11 protein-coding genes and 1 pseudogene are annotated in these 15,241 nt (G+C 72.9%); 5 read left to right on the top strand and 7 right to left on the bottom strand.

Features of this window, described 5'->3' with window-relative positions:
- The first annotated feature begins 113 nt into the window (after positions 1–113).
- Positions 114–440 carry an antibiotic biosynthesis monooxygenase family protein gene (locus ACZ404_RS31520; protein ID WP_468445827.1) on the top strand — a complete coding sequence of 109 codons (327 nt, stop codon included), beginning with the start codon at positions 114–116 and terminating at the stop codon, positions 438–440.
- Between the two features lie 47 nt (positions 441–487).
- Here the strand turns inward: ACZ404_RS31520 and ACZ404_RS31515 are convergent.
- From ACZ404_RS31515 to ACZ404_RS31495, 5 genes and pseudogenes are all read right to left on the bottom strand, one after another.
- Positions 488–1,723 (bottom strand): annotated as a pseudogene (locus ACZ404_RS31515) (glycoside hydrolase family 27 protein); the annotation flags it as partial.
- 32 nt (positions 1,724–1,755) lie between these two features.
- Positions 1,756–2,550 (bottom strand): WecB/TagA/CpsF family glycosyltransferase, encoded by a 795-nt coding sequence (locus ACZ404_RS31510; RefSeq protein ID WP_468445825.1) that lies wholly within the window; start codon positions 2,548–2,550, stop codon positions 1,756–1,758.
- Positions 2,547–3,620, bottom strand: coding sequence for an NAD-dependent epimerase/dehydratase family protein (locus ACZ404_RS31505; protein WP_468445823.1), 1,074 nt, complete (start codon positions 3,618–3,620; stop codon positions 2,547–2,549). Before ACZ404_RS31505 ends, ACZ404_RS31510 begins: the two co-directional genes overlap by 4 nt.
- On the bottom strand, positions 3,617–4,879 hold the full coding sequence (locus ACZ404_RS31500; RefSeq protein ID WP_468445821.1) for an O-antigen ligase family protein: 1,263 nt from the start codon (positions 4,877–4,879) through the stop codon (positions 3,617–3,619). Before ACZ404_RS31500 ends, ACZ404_RS31505 begins: the two co-directional genes overlap by 4 nt.
- A gap of 544 nt (positions 4,880–5,423) precedes the next feature.
- Positions 5,424–6,590 (bottom strand): glycosyltransferase family 4 protein, encoded by a 1,167-nt coding sequence (locus ACZ404_RS31495; RefSeq protein ID WP_468445819.1) that lies wholly within the window; start codon positions 6,588–6,590, stop codon positions 5,424–5,426.
- A gap of 387 nt (positions 6,591–6,977) precedes the next feature.
- Between ACZ404_RS31495 and ACZ404_RS31490 the strand changes: the two genes are divergently transcribed.
- A complete protein-coding gene (locus ACZ404_RS31490) occupies positions 6,978–8,438 on the top strand; it encodes a sugar transferase (protein WP_468445817.1) in 1,461 nt (486 codons plus the stop codon).
- A 5-nt stretch (positions 8,439–8,443) separates the two neighbouring features.
- Here ACZ404_RS31490 and ACZ404_RS31485 read toward each other — a convergent pair whose 3' ends face one another.
- Entirely contained in the window at positions 8,444–9,934 is a 1,491-nt protein-coding gene (locus ACZ404_RS31485; protein ID WP_468445816.1) for an oligosaccharide flippase family protein, read from the bottom strand.
- Between the two features lie 325 nt (positions 9,935–10,259).
- On the opposite strand from ACZ404_RS31485, the gene ACZ404_RS31480 reads away from it, so the two are divergent.
- Genes ACZ404_RS31480 through ACZ404_RS31470 form a run of 3 tightly spaced genes read left to right on the top strand, consistent with a single transcriptional unit; the run spans position 10,260 to position 13,712 of the window.
- Positions 10,260–11,267, top strand: a complete 1,008-nt coding sequence (locus ACZ404_RS31480; protein ID WP_468445814.1) for a UDP-glucuronic acid decarboxylase family protein — start codon at positions 10,260–10,262, stop codon at positions 11,265–11,267.
- Between the two features lie 16 nt (positions 11,268–11,283).
- Positions 11,284–12,315, top strand: coding sequence for a UDP-glucose 4-epimerase GalE (galE, locus tag ACZ404_RS31475; protein ID WP_468445812.1), 1,032 nt, complete (start codon positions 11,284–11,286; stop codon positions 12,313–12,315).
- A gap of 20 nt (positions 12,316–12,335) precedes the next feature.
- On the top strand, positions 12,336–13,712 hold the full coding sequence (locus tag ACZ404_RS31470) for a UDP-glucose dehydrogenase family protein (RefSeq protein ID WP_468445810.1): 1,377 nt from the start codon (positions 12,336–12,338) through the stop codon (positions 13,710–13,712).
- A gap of 178 nt (positions 13,713–13,890) precedes the next feature.
- Here the strand turns inward: ACZ404_RS31470 and ACZ404_RS31465 are convergent, their stop codons facing one another.
- The gene (locus ACZ404_RS31465) at positions 13,891–15,144 is read right to left on the bottom strand and encodes a glycosyltransferase (RefSeq protein ID WP_468445808.1); all 1,254 of its coding nucleotides are present in this window, start codon (positions 15,142–15,144) and stop codon (positions 13,891–13,893) included.
- Positions 15,145–15,241: the final 97 nt, after the last annotated feature.

The raw sequence follows: 15,241 nt of genomic DNA, 5'->3' as shown, positions 1-15,241 counted from the left end.
TGTGCGGACGGACCCCGCAGGCGTTCTGCCGAAGGACCCCGCAGGCGTTCTGCGGACGGGGTCACCCGGGGCGTTTACGGGCGGCGCCCGCGCGGTCGGGGCAGGATGGGGGCATGAGCGTAGTCAAGATCAACGTGCTGACCGTCCCCGCCGAGCAGCGGGAGACGCTGGAGAAGCGGTTCGCCTCGCGGGCGCACGCCGTGGAGGGCTCGGACGGCTTCGAGTGGTTCGAGCTGCTGCGGCCGGTCGAGGGCACCGACCAGTACCTCGTCTACACCCGCTGGCGGGACGAGGAGTCCTTCCAGGCCTGGATGGAGGGGCCGATGAAGTCCGCGCACCGCGGGAGCGGCGAGGGCGGGGAGCGGCCCCGGCCCGCGGCCACCGACTCGACCCTGTGGTCCTTCGAGGTGGTGCAGCACGCGGGGCCGAGGAACGCCTAGGGCCTGGCTGCCGGTCGGTCGGTCCGGCCGGGCAGGGGTCAGCCGGCGTCGGCCGTCACCCGGAGCAGGGTGGTGGCGTGTGCGGGGACCGTCGCGGTGATGGTCCCCGTGGTGCGGGAGCCGCGGTGGAGCCACAGGTCGCGGACGGTGTAGCCGCCGGTGTCCGGCAGGCCGACGGCCGGCGCCGTCGTGGTGATCCGCTGCTCCTGGTCGGACTCGTTGAAGAGCGCCACCGTACGGCTGCCGTCCCGCATCGGCTTGGTGACGACCCAGCGCCCGCCCTCGCTGGAGACGACCTCGCCCTGCCGGCCCAGCGGGTCCTGGTCGACCGCGATCACCTCCGTGTTGCCGAGGACGGCGAAGGTCGCGTCCGTCGCCCTGCGCAGGTCGGTGCCGATGAGCAGGGGTGCCGCCATCACGGCCCACATCGAGAAGTGCGTGCGGTACTCGGTGTCCGTCATCCCGCCGTTGCCGACCTCGAGCATGTCGGGGTCGTTCCAGTGCCCGGGGCCGGCGTAGGGGGCGAGGGGCAGGTTCTGTTTCATGACCGTCAGCACGGACGCCCAGGTGTCGGCGATGTCGCCGGTGGTGCGCCACAGGTGGCCGACGCCGGCCGCCCATTCCCAGGGCTTGCTGCCGCCCCACTCGCAGATGCTGTAGACGATGGGCCGGCCGGTGGCCTGCAGGGCGTCGCGCATCGTCGTGTACCGCTGCCTGGCGTCGTGGCCCTGGTTGTTGCAGTTGTCGTACTTGAGGTAGTCGACGCCCCACTCGGCGAACTGCCGGGCGTCGCCGTACTCGTGGCCCAGCGCACCGGGGAAGCCGGTCTCGTTGTTGCACGTCCTGGTGCCCGCGCTGGTGTAGATGCCGAGCTTGAGGCCCTTGGCGTGGACGTAGTCGGCGACGGCCTTGATGCCGTGCGGGAAGCGGGCGGGGTCGGGCACCAGCCTGCCGTTCGCGTCCCGGTCGGGCAGGGCCCAGCAGTCGTCGAGGTTGACGTACTGGTAGCCGGCGGTGCTCAGCCCTTTCGCGACGATGATGTCCGCGATCTCCTTCACCATCGCCTCGTTGAACGCCGCACCGCAGTAGGTCGAGTTCCAGTTGTTGAAACCCATCGGCGGGGTGGCGGCGAGCCCGTCGGCGAGGAGGCGTTCGGCGCGTGCCTCGGCCGGCCGGACTTCGCCCGGTGCGGCCGGCGCGGCGAGGAGTGTGGCACCACCGAGCAGCGCGGCGAGCGCGCGGACGGCCGTCGGCCGGGCGGCGCGGGTGAGGAGGGGACGCATGGGGGGAGCCCTTCGTGCCTGGGCCCGGCGCATCACACCGGGAACGCGGCCTGCCGGTCCGTCGTGGGGGGCGCCGGGGCGGCCGGTTTCAGCCGGGTCCACTGGGCCGCGAGGAGCAGCAGGTAGTAGGGGTTGAGGAGCAGGTACCGGCGCCACAGCCGGCCGGGTTCCATGGCCAGCCGCCACAGCCACTCCAGGCCGTGCCTGCGCACCCACGGCGACGGTCTGCGCAGGGTCCCGGCGTGGAAGTCGAAGGCGGCCCCGACCGCGAGCAGCGGCATCGGCAGCAGCGGGCGCATGGCGTGGACGAAGACTTCCTGGCGCGGGCAGCCGAGCCCCACCAGGACGATCCGTGCTCCGGACGCGGCGATGCGGCCGGCGATCTCCGCGTCCTCACCGGGGTGCGCGGTACGGAACCTGGACGCCTCCCGGCCGGCGATCTTCAGCGCCGGGAGCCGGTTCTGCAGCCGCAGCACGAGCAGGTCCAGCGTCTCCTCGGTGGAGCCGTACAGGTACACCGGCAGCCCCTCCTCGGCCGCCGCACCGAGGACCTGGAAGGTGAGGTCGGGACCGCACACCGGCTCCGTGAGGCCCGCGCGGTGCAGCAGGTTCAGCGCCCAGCGCACCGGCTGGCCGTCCGGGGTCACCAGGTCGAAGGAGTTGAGACGCGCACCGTGCTCCCGGTCCAGCACGCCCGTCATCACCCCGTGGACGGCCAGCGCGGTCACCGCGAGCGGACGGCGTCGCCGGGCCGCGGTGAGCACGGTGTCCACGGCCTCGGGATACCGGGTGACGTCGACGAGGACGCCGAGTACGTTCCGCTTCACCGGACGGGGACCCACCGGTCCGCGTTGGCGTCGTGGATCTCCTGCAGGATCAGGGGCACGTCGTAGGTCGGCTGCCACTCGGGGTAGTGCTGCCGGAAACGGGCGTTGGAGCTGATCCACCAGATGTGGTCGCCGGTCCGGGGGGTGTCGACGTGCTCGACGAGCATCTCGTTGCCGGAGATCTTCTCGGCCAGGGCGATCGCCTCGAGGTTGGAGGCGTGGGAGTGCCGGCCGCCGCCCAGGTTGTACACCTCGGCGCTGCGCGGGGCGCGGAAGAACGCCTCGAAGGCGGCGACCACGTCATGGCTGTGGATGGCGTCCCGCACCTGCTTGCCCTTGTAGCCGATGAGCCGGTAGGTGCGCCGCTCCATGGCGCAGCGCATCACATAGCCGAGGAAGCCGTGCAGTTCGGTGGCCGAGTGGCCGGGGCCGGTGAGGGTGCCCCCGCGGAAGCAGGCCGTCTTGAGCCCGAAGTAGCGGCCGTACTCCTGGACCATGACGTCCGCGGCCACCTTCGAGGCGCCGAAGACGGAGTGCAGGCAGGTGTCGATGGACATGTCCTCGGTGATGCCGGCCGCGTAGCGGTGCCCGGGGGCGATCTCCCAGCGGGTCTCCTGCTCCACCAGGGGAAGGGAGTTGGGGCGGTCGCCGTACACCTTGTTGGTGGAGCAGTGGATCAGCGGGGCGTCGGCGCAGTGCTCGCGGACGTTCTGCAGGACGTTGAGCGTGCCGCCGGCGTTGATGTCGAAGTCGGTGTAGGGGTCGCGGGCCGCCCAGTCGTGGGAGGGCTGTGCCGCGGTGTGGACGACGAGGGCGATGTCGCGGCCGTACCGGCGGAAGACGGAGGCCAGCCCGTCCCGGTCGCGGATGTCCACGGCGTGGTGCCTGTAGGAACGGCCGAGGTCCGCGGCCAGACGGTCCGCGTTCCACGCGGTGGACGCCTCCGTGCCGAAGAACCGTGCGCGCATGTCGTTGTCGATGCCGACGACGTCGAGTCCGAGGCCCGCGAAGTGCCGGACCGTTTCCGAGCCGATCAGACCGGCCGAGCCGGTCACCACTGCGACACTCATGCCATCGCCTCCCGGGGTGAGTGGGGTTTCGTTTTCCGGCGGAGGAGAGCCCTCCGTGACCGTGCGCCCGTGAGCAGGATTCCGGCCGCCCAGAAGAAGGGGGCGGCGCCGAACGGGGACTCCAGGATCACGCCCAGCAGGGCGACGACGAGCAGGGAGATCACCAGCAGCACGCACAGCGAGGTCAGATCGTCGGGGGAGCCCCGGCGCACGGTCCGGACGACGGTGGCCGCGAGACCGGCGAGCAGGGCGGTGACACTGGCGAGACCGACGAAGCCCAGCCGGGCGAACGAGGTGATCAGGTAGTTGTGCGGGGAGCGCACTCCCATGCCCCGGCCGATGGGCAGGTCGCCGTCGGACAGCCGCAGGAAGTCGGGCCCGAACCCGACGCCGACGGCCGAGCGGACCGGGTCGTCGAGGGTGTACGTCACGACCCGCTCCCACGCGATCAGGCGGGCGCGTTTGGTGCCCTGAGCGCTCTCCACGAGCTCCGAGGACGCGGTGGCGTGCCCGTTGGTCGCGAGCAGTCGCTGGCCGGCCGGGGACAACGGAAGCATGACGCCCACGGCGAGGACCGCCGTCGCTCCCAGCAGGACCGCGCGGAGGGTGAGCCGGCCGTGCCTGCCGGCCCGGAGCAGCACGGCGACCAGCAGACAGGCGCAACAGGAGAGCAGGCCGGCCCGGTTGACCTGGGCCAGCGCCGTGCCGAGCGCGGCGGCCGCGGCCGGCGCGTGCAGCCAGATTCGGCCCCGCCTGATCCGCAGCACGGACATGCCGGCCAGGACCCCGAGCACGGCCACGTCGAAGTCGGTCCTGATCTCGAAGATCCGTGTGTTGCCCACTTCGGGCAGCGTCGCGACGACGTCCGGGACGAGTGTCGCCGGCACCATCCAGGCCAGGTGCAGCAGCAGCCCGCCGTGGATCCACCGGACCGTTCGCTCCCGGCAGCGTGCGTCGGCGCGTTGCCAGGAGCCGCCGGAGAGGTAGGCGATCGCCGCGTAGGCGAAGGGTGCCGCGTCCCGGGCGGCCGTCAGCGCGTCGCCCTGCACGTCGAGCAGCCTGAGACCCGTCACCAGCAGGAGCAGCCCGATCAGGATGCCCGGCCCGTGCACGCGGTCCCGTGGCTCGCCGGAGAGGAAGCGCGAGCAGAAGGCGTGCAGGAAGGCGAGCGCCAGCAGCGCGTCGGTGATGAACAGCGGCCCCACGTGCACATGGGAGATCCAGCGGCCACCGGTGAGCAGAACGGCGACCGCCACCATCCCGGCGACCAGCCGGGGACCGCCGGAACGCTCGCGAGCGGCTTCAGCGCTCGGGCCGACTGCCGGGATCCCGCCGGGGCGCTCGCGAGGGCTTTCGCAGCTCGAGCCGGCTACCCGCGTCCCGCCGGAAGGCCGGTGGTCGGTATCGGGGTTCGGGCTTGCTTCCCGGGGGTCGCCGGAAGGCCAGTGGTCGGTTTCGGGGTTCGGGTCTGCTTCCCGGGGGTCGCCGGATTGCTGGTGGTCGGTATGGGGGTTCGGGCCTGCTTCCCGGGGGTCGCTGGATTGCCGGTGGTCGGTTTCGGGGTTCGATTCGGCTACCCGGCAGGCGCTGGAAGGCCGGTGGTCGGTATGGGGGTTCGGGTCTGCTTCCCGGGGGGCGTCGGGGCGGCCGGGATCGGCTTCGCGGGTTCGGTCGGGTTCCCCGGGGCCGGCCGCCCGGTGGATCGGGGCCGTTCGGTCGGTCACCTGGGTCGGCGCGCCCGCCATGCGTACTCCTGTGCTCACGCTTCATCCGCCCTTCGCCGCCGCCTGTTCACCGTTCGCCCTACGCCGGTGCGGGCGCCGGGGTGCGGTGTCCGGCCGCGAGGGCCGCTTCCTGGTACGCCGTGGTGACGCGGCTGGTCCAGGCGTGCTCCGTGAAGTGGTCGGCGTACACCTGCCGGCAGTGGGCGCGCAGGGCCGGGAAGCGGGCGGCGGCCTCCGCCAGGACGGGGCCGAGCGGCCGGTCCCAGTCCGTGACCAGGCCGGTGCCGCGCTCCCGCACCGACTCGGCCACCGACGAGCCCGTGAACGCCAGGATCGGCAACCCGGCCGCGAGCGCCTCGACCTCCACGCAGGGCGCGCCCTCGTACCAGCGGCTGGGGAAGACCAGGCCGCGCCAACCCGGCATGCGCCGGCGCAACTCGGTCCGGTCGAGGTGGCCGAGGAAGCGGACCGAGGAGGGTGCGGCCGCCTCGCAGGCGACGCGGAGTTCGCCGTCGCCGACGATGTCCAGCGGCTCGCCGTCCGGCCACTGGCGCAGCAGTTCCAGCACGCCCTTCTCGGCCGTCAGGCGCGCGGCGACGAGCCAGCGGCCGGTGTCGTCGGGCGGCACCTGACCGCCGTCCGGTGCGTCGACGAAGTTCGGCACGAGCACCAGGCGTTCGGCGGCCACCCCGGCGCTCCGGTACGTCCGCTCGCTCAGCCGGGACAGGACGACCAGCCGGTCCGCGCGGGTCAGCAGCGGGTCCCGCGCCGGACCGTGCCGCCCGGCCCAGGCCAGCGGGAGGGTCGCGGCCCGGGAGTCGCGGTAGCAGCCGAACCGCAGGGCCGACCAGGGTTCCCCGTCCGGGCACCGCGTGCACACCGCTCCGGCGCGGTACAGCGTCGCCGCCGCGCACAGGGGCCGGTAGTTGTGCAGGGTCGCCACGAGCGGGCCGTTCCAGTGCCGTACCCAGGAGCGCCCGAAGTTGGGGAACAGGTTGTGGACGTGCACCACGTCGGGGGCGTACCCGCGCAGGGCGGCGAGCGGGCTGTGGCCCCGGCCGGACGCCACGCGGGCCGCGGCCCGGAGCGGATAGAAGGGGTCCCGGGCCAGTTCGTCGGTGTGGGCGGCGAACAGCTCCACCTCGTGGCCCGCCGCCCGCAGCGCGCGCACCTGGTCGCGCACGGCCCCGTTCTCCCCGCTGGGCTGTGCGGAGGAGTAGAAGCTGTGGACCACCGCGATCTTCATGACAGGACGCCTTCGCTCACTGATCATTTCGGGCAAGGGACAAACTCGCGCAACCCGGTGTCCCTTACCGGCGCTTTGCACGGGGCGGTGCCCCGATCCCACCCGTCCGGCGCAGCGCGGTCCGTGCAGCGGGCACCGCCCGGCGGGGGGCGCCGGATGCTGCTCATGGGTGAGAGTTGGCGCCGATGAGCGTCGCCGGCCGTGCCACCGTCAACACCTCCGACACACTCGATGGCGTCCGCCGCCCGCCGCAGCGCGCACGCGTCCGGCCCCTGCGGCCGTCGTCGGCGGGTTCGTCCATGGGCAGGTGCCCGGACCCGTGGGAGCCGTTGGAGCCGGTAGGAAAGGGTGACCGTGACTGTTCGGGGAGATCTGCCCTCTGTGCCGATGGCGGGGCGTGTGCAGCCGCGGTCCGAGCCGGAGCCACCCCGCAGCAGGCGAAGACGCCACAGCAAGCCCGCCTGGTATCTGCCGGCCGCGGTGGCCGTCGACGCGGTGGGCTCGGCGCTGCCGGTGTACGCGGCCCTCCGGCTGGCCGGCGACGCGCACGCCCGCTGGTACGCCCTGGCGGTGGCGGCGGCCTGGATGCTCGTGCGCGGCGCACGCGCCCGGTACGCGTGGCGCAACCTGGGGGAGAGCAGCAACGCCGCCTTCCTGCTGCGGGACTGGCTGGTCCTGGTCGGACTGCTCACCGCGGTGCGCGCCGCGACCGGCGAGCATTCGCCCCTGCATCTCGCGCTGGCCGGTCTGGTCGCCTGTCTGCCGAGCACCGCGGCCTGCCACGGCCTGACGAGCCGTCATCTCGCGTCCCGGCGACGGGGCGGGCGGGCCGTCAGCCGGGCCCTGGTGATCGGCGAGGCCGTCGCGCTCGACGGTGTGATGCGTCAGCTCGCGCGCCGCACCGACCACGAGTTCGTCGTGGTCGGGGTCTGTCCGATCGGCGACGAGGATCCCGGCTCCGTGGCCCCGGTCGCGGCGCGGCTGGACCGGCGGTCGCCGGCGCACCTGTCCGGGGACGCCGCGCCGGTGCTGGCGGCGGCCCGGGGGCTCGACGTCGACCTGGTCTTCGTGGTGTCCGGGCCGAGCATGGCGGGTGAGCGTCTGCGCCGGCTGTCCTGGGCGGTGCACGAGGACGGCCGGCCGCTGGTCGTCGTGCCCGGCCTGACCGAGGTGGCACAGCGCCGGATCAAGGTGTCGTCCGTGGCCGGTCTGACCATGCTCCGGGTGGCGCCGCCGGTCCGGCGGGGTGCGGCCCGGCTGCTGAAGGAGGTGACGGACCGGGTGGGTGCCGCCCTGCTGCTGGTGCTGCTGGCCCCGGTGTTCGCCGTGGTGGCGGCCGCGGTACGGCTGGACTCGCCGGGAGCGGTCCTGCACCGCCAGATCCGCATCGGGCAGGGCGGCCGCCCGTTCAGCCTGGCGAAGTTCCGCACCATGGTCGCCGACGCCGAGCGGCTGCGGCACGAGCTGGCCCGGACGAACGAGCACGACGGCCTGATGTTCAAGATGCGCCGCGACCCCCGGGTCACCCGGGTGGGCCGGGTGCTGCGCCGCTTCTCCCTGGACGAGCTGCCCCAGCTGTTCAACGTGCTGCAGGGACACATGTCCCTGGTGGGGCCCAGGCCGCCGCTGCCCGACGAGGTGGCCCGGTACAACGAGGTGGAGCTGCGGCGGCTGCGCGTGAAGCCGGGGCTCACCGGCCTCTGGCAGATCAGCGGGCGCTCCGACCTGTCCTGGGACGAGACGATCGCCCTGGACCTGCGCTACGTCGACAACTGGTCGCCGGCCGTCGACTTCGGCATCCTGCGCCGGACGCTGCGGGCCGTCGTCGAGGGCAACGGCGCCTACTGAGCGGGTCAGCAGGCCTCGCCGAGGTCCCGGCGGGCGAGCGCGCCCGGCAGCAGGCCGCGTTCCCGGGCCACCCGCACGCCGTGCAGGCCGGTCCCGTACCGCGCGCAGCCGAGCAGCAGCGCGGCCGCCGTCGTCACCTTGGCCGCCAGGACCAGCGCCAGGGGGCAGCTGCCCGCCAGCGCCTGCTGGACGGACCACAGGGCGAGCCAGACGGCGGCGGTGAGGGCGGCGGCCTGCGCGTATGCCTGCGCGACCGGCCGCCGCGTGGCGGGGAAGAGGCGGGCCAGCCAGGTGAGGAACAGGGCCTGCTTGACGAGCTGGCCGGCCAGCACCACCAGCATCAGCCGGTGCACCGTGCAACCGAGGAACAGGACGGCGAGGGTCCCGGCTGCGAGCACGCCGAGCTGCACCAGGTGGATGGCCGCCTTGCGTCCCACCGCGCCCATGGCCTCCACCAGCGTGCCGGAGAACTGCGCCACCAGACCGAGCGCGCTGACCAGGCCGAGGAGCGGGACCAGGGACGCGCTGCCGCGCCACTGGCCGCCGAGCAGCAGGACCACCAACTGCTCGCCGCTCCCGGCGATCACCGCCCACAGCGGGAAGAGGATCAGCGTGGTCAGGGCGGTGCAGTCGGCGTAGGAGGCGCCGAGCCGGCCGGTCTCGTGCTGGATCCGGCTGAAGGCGGGGAGCAGCACCTTGCTCGCCGCCTGCTGGATCTGCTGGAGCGGGAGCGACGCCAGCAGGGCCGCGCGGTCGTAGAACCCGGCGGCGGTGACACCGACGTAGCGGCCGATGGCGAGCTTGCCGAAGTCCTCCGTCAGGTACTCCAGGAAGCCGTTCACCGAGACCTTGCCGCCGAACCGCATGAAGTCGCGCATGGCCGGTACGTCGAACAGGGGCCGCAGTGAATGCCTGACCAGGAGATAGGGGATCAGGGCTTGGAGCAGGTACCAGCCGAGGGTGCCGTAGACGAGGCTCCACACCCCGGCGCCGAGGAGCGCGCAGGTGAGTCCGACGGCGCAGTAGCCGACGACGAAGGAGGAGAAGTCGGCGACGGCGACGGCCCGGTAGCGCATGCCGCGGCCGAGCAGTCCGACGGCCGGGGCGCCCAGGGCCATGAACAGCAGCATCAGCGCGGTCACCCGGATCATGCCGGTCAACTCCGCGGGGCCGCCGACCAGTGCGGTGCCGTAGGGCGCGATGCACCAGACGGCCGTGTAGGAGCCGCTGCCGACGGTGAGGGCGAGCGCGAGGACGACCCGTACGTCGCGGGCGGTGAGCGAGGGACGCTGCACCACCGCGGAACGCAGGCCGCCCTGGGCGAAGTTGTGCGCGAACCGAAGGACCAGGTGGGCCAGCGCCATCAGCCCGAAATCCCGGGGGGTGAGCAGCCGGGCCATGGCGGCGGCATAGGGAATCTGGACGACAATTCCGGCCGCGCCGGCGAGATAGGTCCAGCGCACACCTTTGACGGTGACGGAGGTCAGCTGCGTCATGGCCAGGACCTTCTCACGGTGCGACCGGCGTGATCCGCACGACGCGCGAGGCGTTCCGTTCACACGTAAGAGTGGTCGGCCACCGTACGGAAAAAGGCCGTCCACCCGGCTGCACAGCCCTTGGACGAGCAGCGCCCGAAGACGCTTTCGCCATATTAGCGGATTCCCGCGGCCTTCCCCGGGTTCCGCCAGACAGTGCACGGCTCGGGTTGCGCAGGCGGGAATGACACGGCATGTGCTCATATCCTTTCCGCTGTTTTGGAGAACTTCTCCGAGAACTTCTCCGAGAGCTTCTTCACCCCTTCGTGCATTCCTGGAGAATTTCATGCGCGTTGCCGTGACCGGTGGGGGCGGTTTTCTGGGCTCTCACCTGTGCGAGGCACTGCTGCGGCGTGGTGACGCCGTGGTGTGCCTGGACAACTTCAGCACGGGCCGGCCGGAGAACATCGCCCACCTGCGCAGACATCCCGCCTTCGAGGTGCTGCACGCCGATGTGAGCGTCGGCGCGGAGGTGTCCGGCCCGGTCGACGCCGTCGCCCATCTCGCCAGTCCCGCGTCACCGCCGGACTATCTGCGGCTCCCCCTGCAGACCCTCGCCGTGGGAAGCCGGGGCACCGAGAACGCCCTGGAACTCGCCCGTGCGCACGACGCCCGGTTCCTGCTCGCCTCGACCAGCGAGGTCTACGGCGATCCGCTGGTCCACCCGCAGGACGAAACGTACTGGGGGAACGTCAACCCGGTCGGGCCGCGCAGCGTCTACGACGAGGCCAAGCGGTACGCGGAGGCCGTGAGCCTGGCCTATCACCGCACCCTGGGCGTCGACGTGGGCATCGTCCGCATCTTCAACACCTACGGCCCGCGCATGCGCCGCCACGACGGCCGGGTGGTGTCCAGTTTCATCGCCCAGGCGCTCGCCGGCGAACCCCTGACCGTGTACGGCGACGGCAAGCAGACCCGCAGCTTCTGCTACGTGGACGACCTGGTCCGCGGCCTGATCGCGATGCTGGACTCGTCCGAGACCGGGCCGGTCAATCTCGGCAACCCGGAGGAGTGGACCGTGTCCGACCTCGCCGAGCTCGTCCTCGGCATCACGGGTTCGTCCGCGCCCGTCGAGTACCACCCGCTCCCCACGGACGACCCGACCCGCCGCCGCCCGGAGATCTCGCGCGCCCGGGAACACCTCGGCTGGTACCCGGAGGTGCCGGTCACGGAGGGCGTGCGCCGGACCGTGGAGTGGTTCCGGAGCCGGCCGTACGGCGATGCCGCCGACGGCCATGTCCCCGCGCCGCACGGCGAACGGCCCCTGCTGACCGTCACGGACCCCGCGCTCTGACGCCCGAGAGGTGACCATGCCAGGCCGCACCACCGTGCTGGTGACCGGCGGAGCCGGCTTCATCGGCAGCCACACCTGCGTCGAACTCCTCGGCCACGGCTACGACGTCGTGGTCGTCGACGACTACTCCAACAGCTCGCCCGGCGCGCTGGAACGCGTCACGAAGATCACCGGCCGTGAGCCGGCCGCCGTCCACGAGGTCGACCTGCTCGACCGGCGGGCGCTGTCCCGGGTGTTCGAGCGGCACGCCGTCGACGCCGTCATCCACTTCGCGGCGAGGAAGGCCGTCGGGGAGTCCGTGGAGCTGCCCGTCGAGTACTACGACACCAACGTCGGCGGCACCACGGCTCTGCTGCGCGCCATGCGCGACCACGGGGTGCACCGCCTGGTGTTCTCCTCGTCCTGCTCGATCTACGGCAACGCGACCAAGGTGCCGCTGACCGAGAAGGACCCCGCGAGCCCCACCAATCCGTACGCCGCCTCCAAGTGGCTGTGCGAACAGGTGCTCGCCGACGTGTGCCGCCGGCTGCCCGGGTTCTCCGTGCTGGCGCTGCGCTACTTCAACCCGGTCGGCGCCCACCCGAGCGGGCTGCTCGGCGAGGTGCCCCGGGCGGCCGTGCCCGACAACGTGATGCCGTACCTCGCGCGGGTCGCCGCCGGGAAGCTGCCGAAGCTGCGTGTCTTCGGTGACGACTACCCGACCGCCGACGGCACGGGCGTGCGCGACTACGTCCATGTGATGGACGTCGCCGAGGGCCACCGCGTCGCGCTCGAGCACCTCGACGACGAGCCCGGCATGCGCGTCTTCAATCTCGGCACCGGGCGGGGCACCTCGGTCCTCGAACTCGTCGCCGCCTTCCAGCAGGCCTGCGGCACGCCGGTCCCGTACGAGATCACCGGCCGCCGCCCCGGCGACGTGCCGGCCCTCGTCGCCGACCCCGGCGCGGTGTCCCGGGCCTGGGAGTGGACCACGACCCGGGACCTCACCGCGATGTGCGAGGACGCATGGCGGTTCCAGGAACTCAATCCGTCCGGCTATCCGGACTGATCCAGAACGGGCTGACCGACATGCGACTGACCGTCATCGGAACGGGATACCTCGGTGCCGTGCACGCCGCGTGCATGGCGGACCTCGGCCACGAGGTGCTCGGCGTGGACATCGACGCCGAGAAGATCGCGGCGCTGGCAGACGGCCGTGTGCCCTTCTACGAACCGGGGCTGCAGGACGTGCTGGGCAGAGCCCTCGGCTCGGGGAGGCTGCGCTTTTCCACCTCGCTCCAGGAGGCGGCCGGGTTCGGCGAGGTGCACTTCGTCTGTGTGCCCACCCCGCAGCGCCCGGACTCGCACGCCTGCGACCTGCGGGCGGTCGACGCCGTCGTCGACGCCCTGGTGCCCCGGCTGCGCGGGCGCTGCCTGATCGTGGGCAAGTCCACGGTTCCCGCGGGGACGACGGCCCGGCTGACCGCGCGCGTCCAGGACCTCGCGGCCGAGGGCGCGGATGTCGAGGTCGCCTGGAACCCGGAGTTCCTCCGGGAGGGCTTCGCCGTCGAGGACACGCTGCGCCCCGAGCGGCTGGTGGCCGGGGTGCTGTCGCCGCGGGCCGACCGGACCCTGCGCGAGGTGTACGCGCCACTGCTGGAAGCGGGCGTGCCCTGTCTCGTCACGGACCCGGCGACCGCCGAGCTGGTGAAGGTCGCGGCCAACGCGTTCCTCGCCACGAAGATCTCGTTCATCAACGCGATGGCGGAAGTCTGCGACGCCACGGGCGCCGATGTGACCACCCTGGCCGACGCGCTCGGGTACGACAGCCGTATCGGCCGCCGCTTCCTGTCCGCGGGCCTGGGTTTCGGCGGGGGGTGCCTGCCCAAGGACATCAGGGCGTTCACGGCCCGTGCCGACGAACTCGGCGTCGGCGGTGCCGTGTCGTTCCTCCGCGAGATCGACGAGGTCAACACGCGGCAGCGGCGGCGCACCATCGGCATCGCCCGGGAGATGGCGGGCGGAACGTTCGCCGGCCGCCGCATCGCCGTCCTCGGGGCCACGTTCAAGCCCGACAGCGACGACGTGCGCGACTCGCCCGCCCTGGCCGTCGCGGCGGCGATCCACCGCGAGGGTGCGGAGGTACGGCTGCACGACCCGAAGGGGATGGACAACGCCCGGGCCGTCCTGCCGCAGCTCGACTACGCCCCGGACGTGGAGAAGGCGTGCCTGGGCGCCGATCTCGTGCTGCATCTGACCGAGTGGAGCGCGTACCGCCGCATCGACCCGGCCGCGCTCGCCGCCGTGGCACCGGCGCGCAGGATCCTCGACGCGCGCAACGCCCTCGACGCGTCGCTGTGGCGGTCCGCCGGCTGGACCCTGCGGGCGCTGGGCCGGCCCACACCGCCCGCCGTGCCGAGCCAGCACACGGTGGTCGACCGGGTGACCCCCGCCGACCTGCCCTAGGGGCCCCTCCTTCCGCACCCGGATCCCGGGTGCGGACTTCGAGCGGCCGCGCCCACGACCGGCGGGTCCCGGCGAGGTGCCGGGCGACGACTGCCGCGTGGCCGGGCGACGGGCCCTGTGCGTCGCCGCCCGGCCGCCCGGCCGCCCGGCCGCAGGGCCGGGCCGGGCGGCCGGGGCCTCATCTGGCGGCGGGCACGATGGCGTCGTAGAGCTGTTCGGCGAACTCCGCCTTCGCCGTCCAGGTGTGCTTCCGGGCCCAGGACAGCGCGGCCCGTTCCATGCCCTGGCGGGTCTGCCGCTCCCTGAGCACGCCGCCGAGCGCGCAGGCGATGCGCTGCGGCAGGTCCGCCGGGTCGCCGAGCGGTACGGAGACCGCGCCGCCCGGCGCCGAGAAGTCGCTGATGCCGTGGTGGCCGAGATGGACGACGGGCAGGCCCCTGGCCCATGCCTCCAGGGTCTGGGTGCTGGAGGAGTCCCGCAGGCTGGTCATGAGGAACACGTCGGCCTCGTCGCAGGCCCGGAAGACCTCTTCGCGGGGCAGCAGACCACGGAACTCGACGCAGTCGCCGACGCCCAGGCGGTGCGCGAGGCGTTCCAGCGGGAGCCGCAGCGGCCCGTCACCGAGGACGACGAGGCGGGCCCGCGGGATCTCCGACCGGAGATGGACCAGCGCCCGCAGCGCCAGCTCGGGCGTCTTGCGGGGATGCAGCCTGCCCACCCACAGCACCGTCGGCGGCCGGTCCGGCCGGTCGCCCTCCGCCGCCATCGGCTCCCGGATCAGCGACTCCTGGATGCCGTCGGCCAGCATCAGATGCGTGTCGGTGGGGCTCAGCCGCCGGGCCAGCCGTGCGGTGTCCCGGTTGGTGGCCAGGACCACCGCGGCCTCGCGGAGCGTGCGGCGGCAGGCGGGCCGGCGGCTGAGGCAGCGCACCCACAGCAGCGTGCGCAGCAGCTCCTGCGCGTATGCGGTGCCCATGAAGCGCCGGTGGCTGTGCGGTGCCGTCTGGCCGCCGCCGACGGGGCCGAACACGAGCGGGGGCCCCAGGCGGCGCAGCTCACTGCCGCCCTGCAGGGATCCGTAGGAGACGTGGTGCACCAGGTCCGCCGCGGCGAGTCCGTTGCGCCGGGCATGGGCCAGGGCCCGGCGCTGCCAGCCGCCGTAGGTGGTGACCTCCTCGGCCATGCCGCGCAGGAAGCCGGGCAGCAGCCGGGTCCAGGAGGGAGCGGCGGGCCGCGGTACGACGTGCACCTTGATGCGTTCGCCCGCCGGACCCAGTTCCGTCACCCGGCGCGCGATCTGCGCCACGTTGTCGAACTCGGGGTGGGTGAGCACCTCCACGGTGTGCCCGCGCCGCGCCAGCGTCTCGGCCCAGCCCCAGCCGATGGCCGGCTCGCTGCCGCGGGTGGGGTCGCAGGCGAAAGAGACCAGCACGATACGGAGTCTGCGGGAAGGTGTTTCCGGTGCGCGGGCGTCTTCACTTACGATTTTCGTACGCATAAACCCCTCGTTGTTTTTCTCGCCGGGTTTT

The sequence above is a fragment of the Streptomyces sp. NPDC030798 genome, from assembly GCF_055572275.1.
The sequence above is the reverse complement of the archived record's forward strand: the minus strand, read 5'-3'. Positions and strand labels throughout refer to the sequence as shown.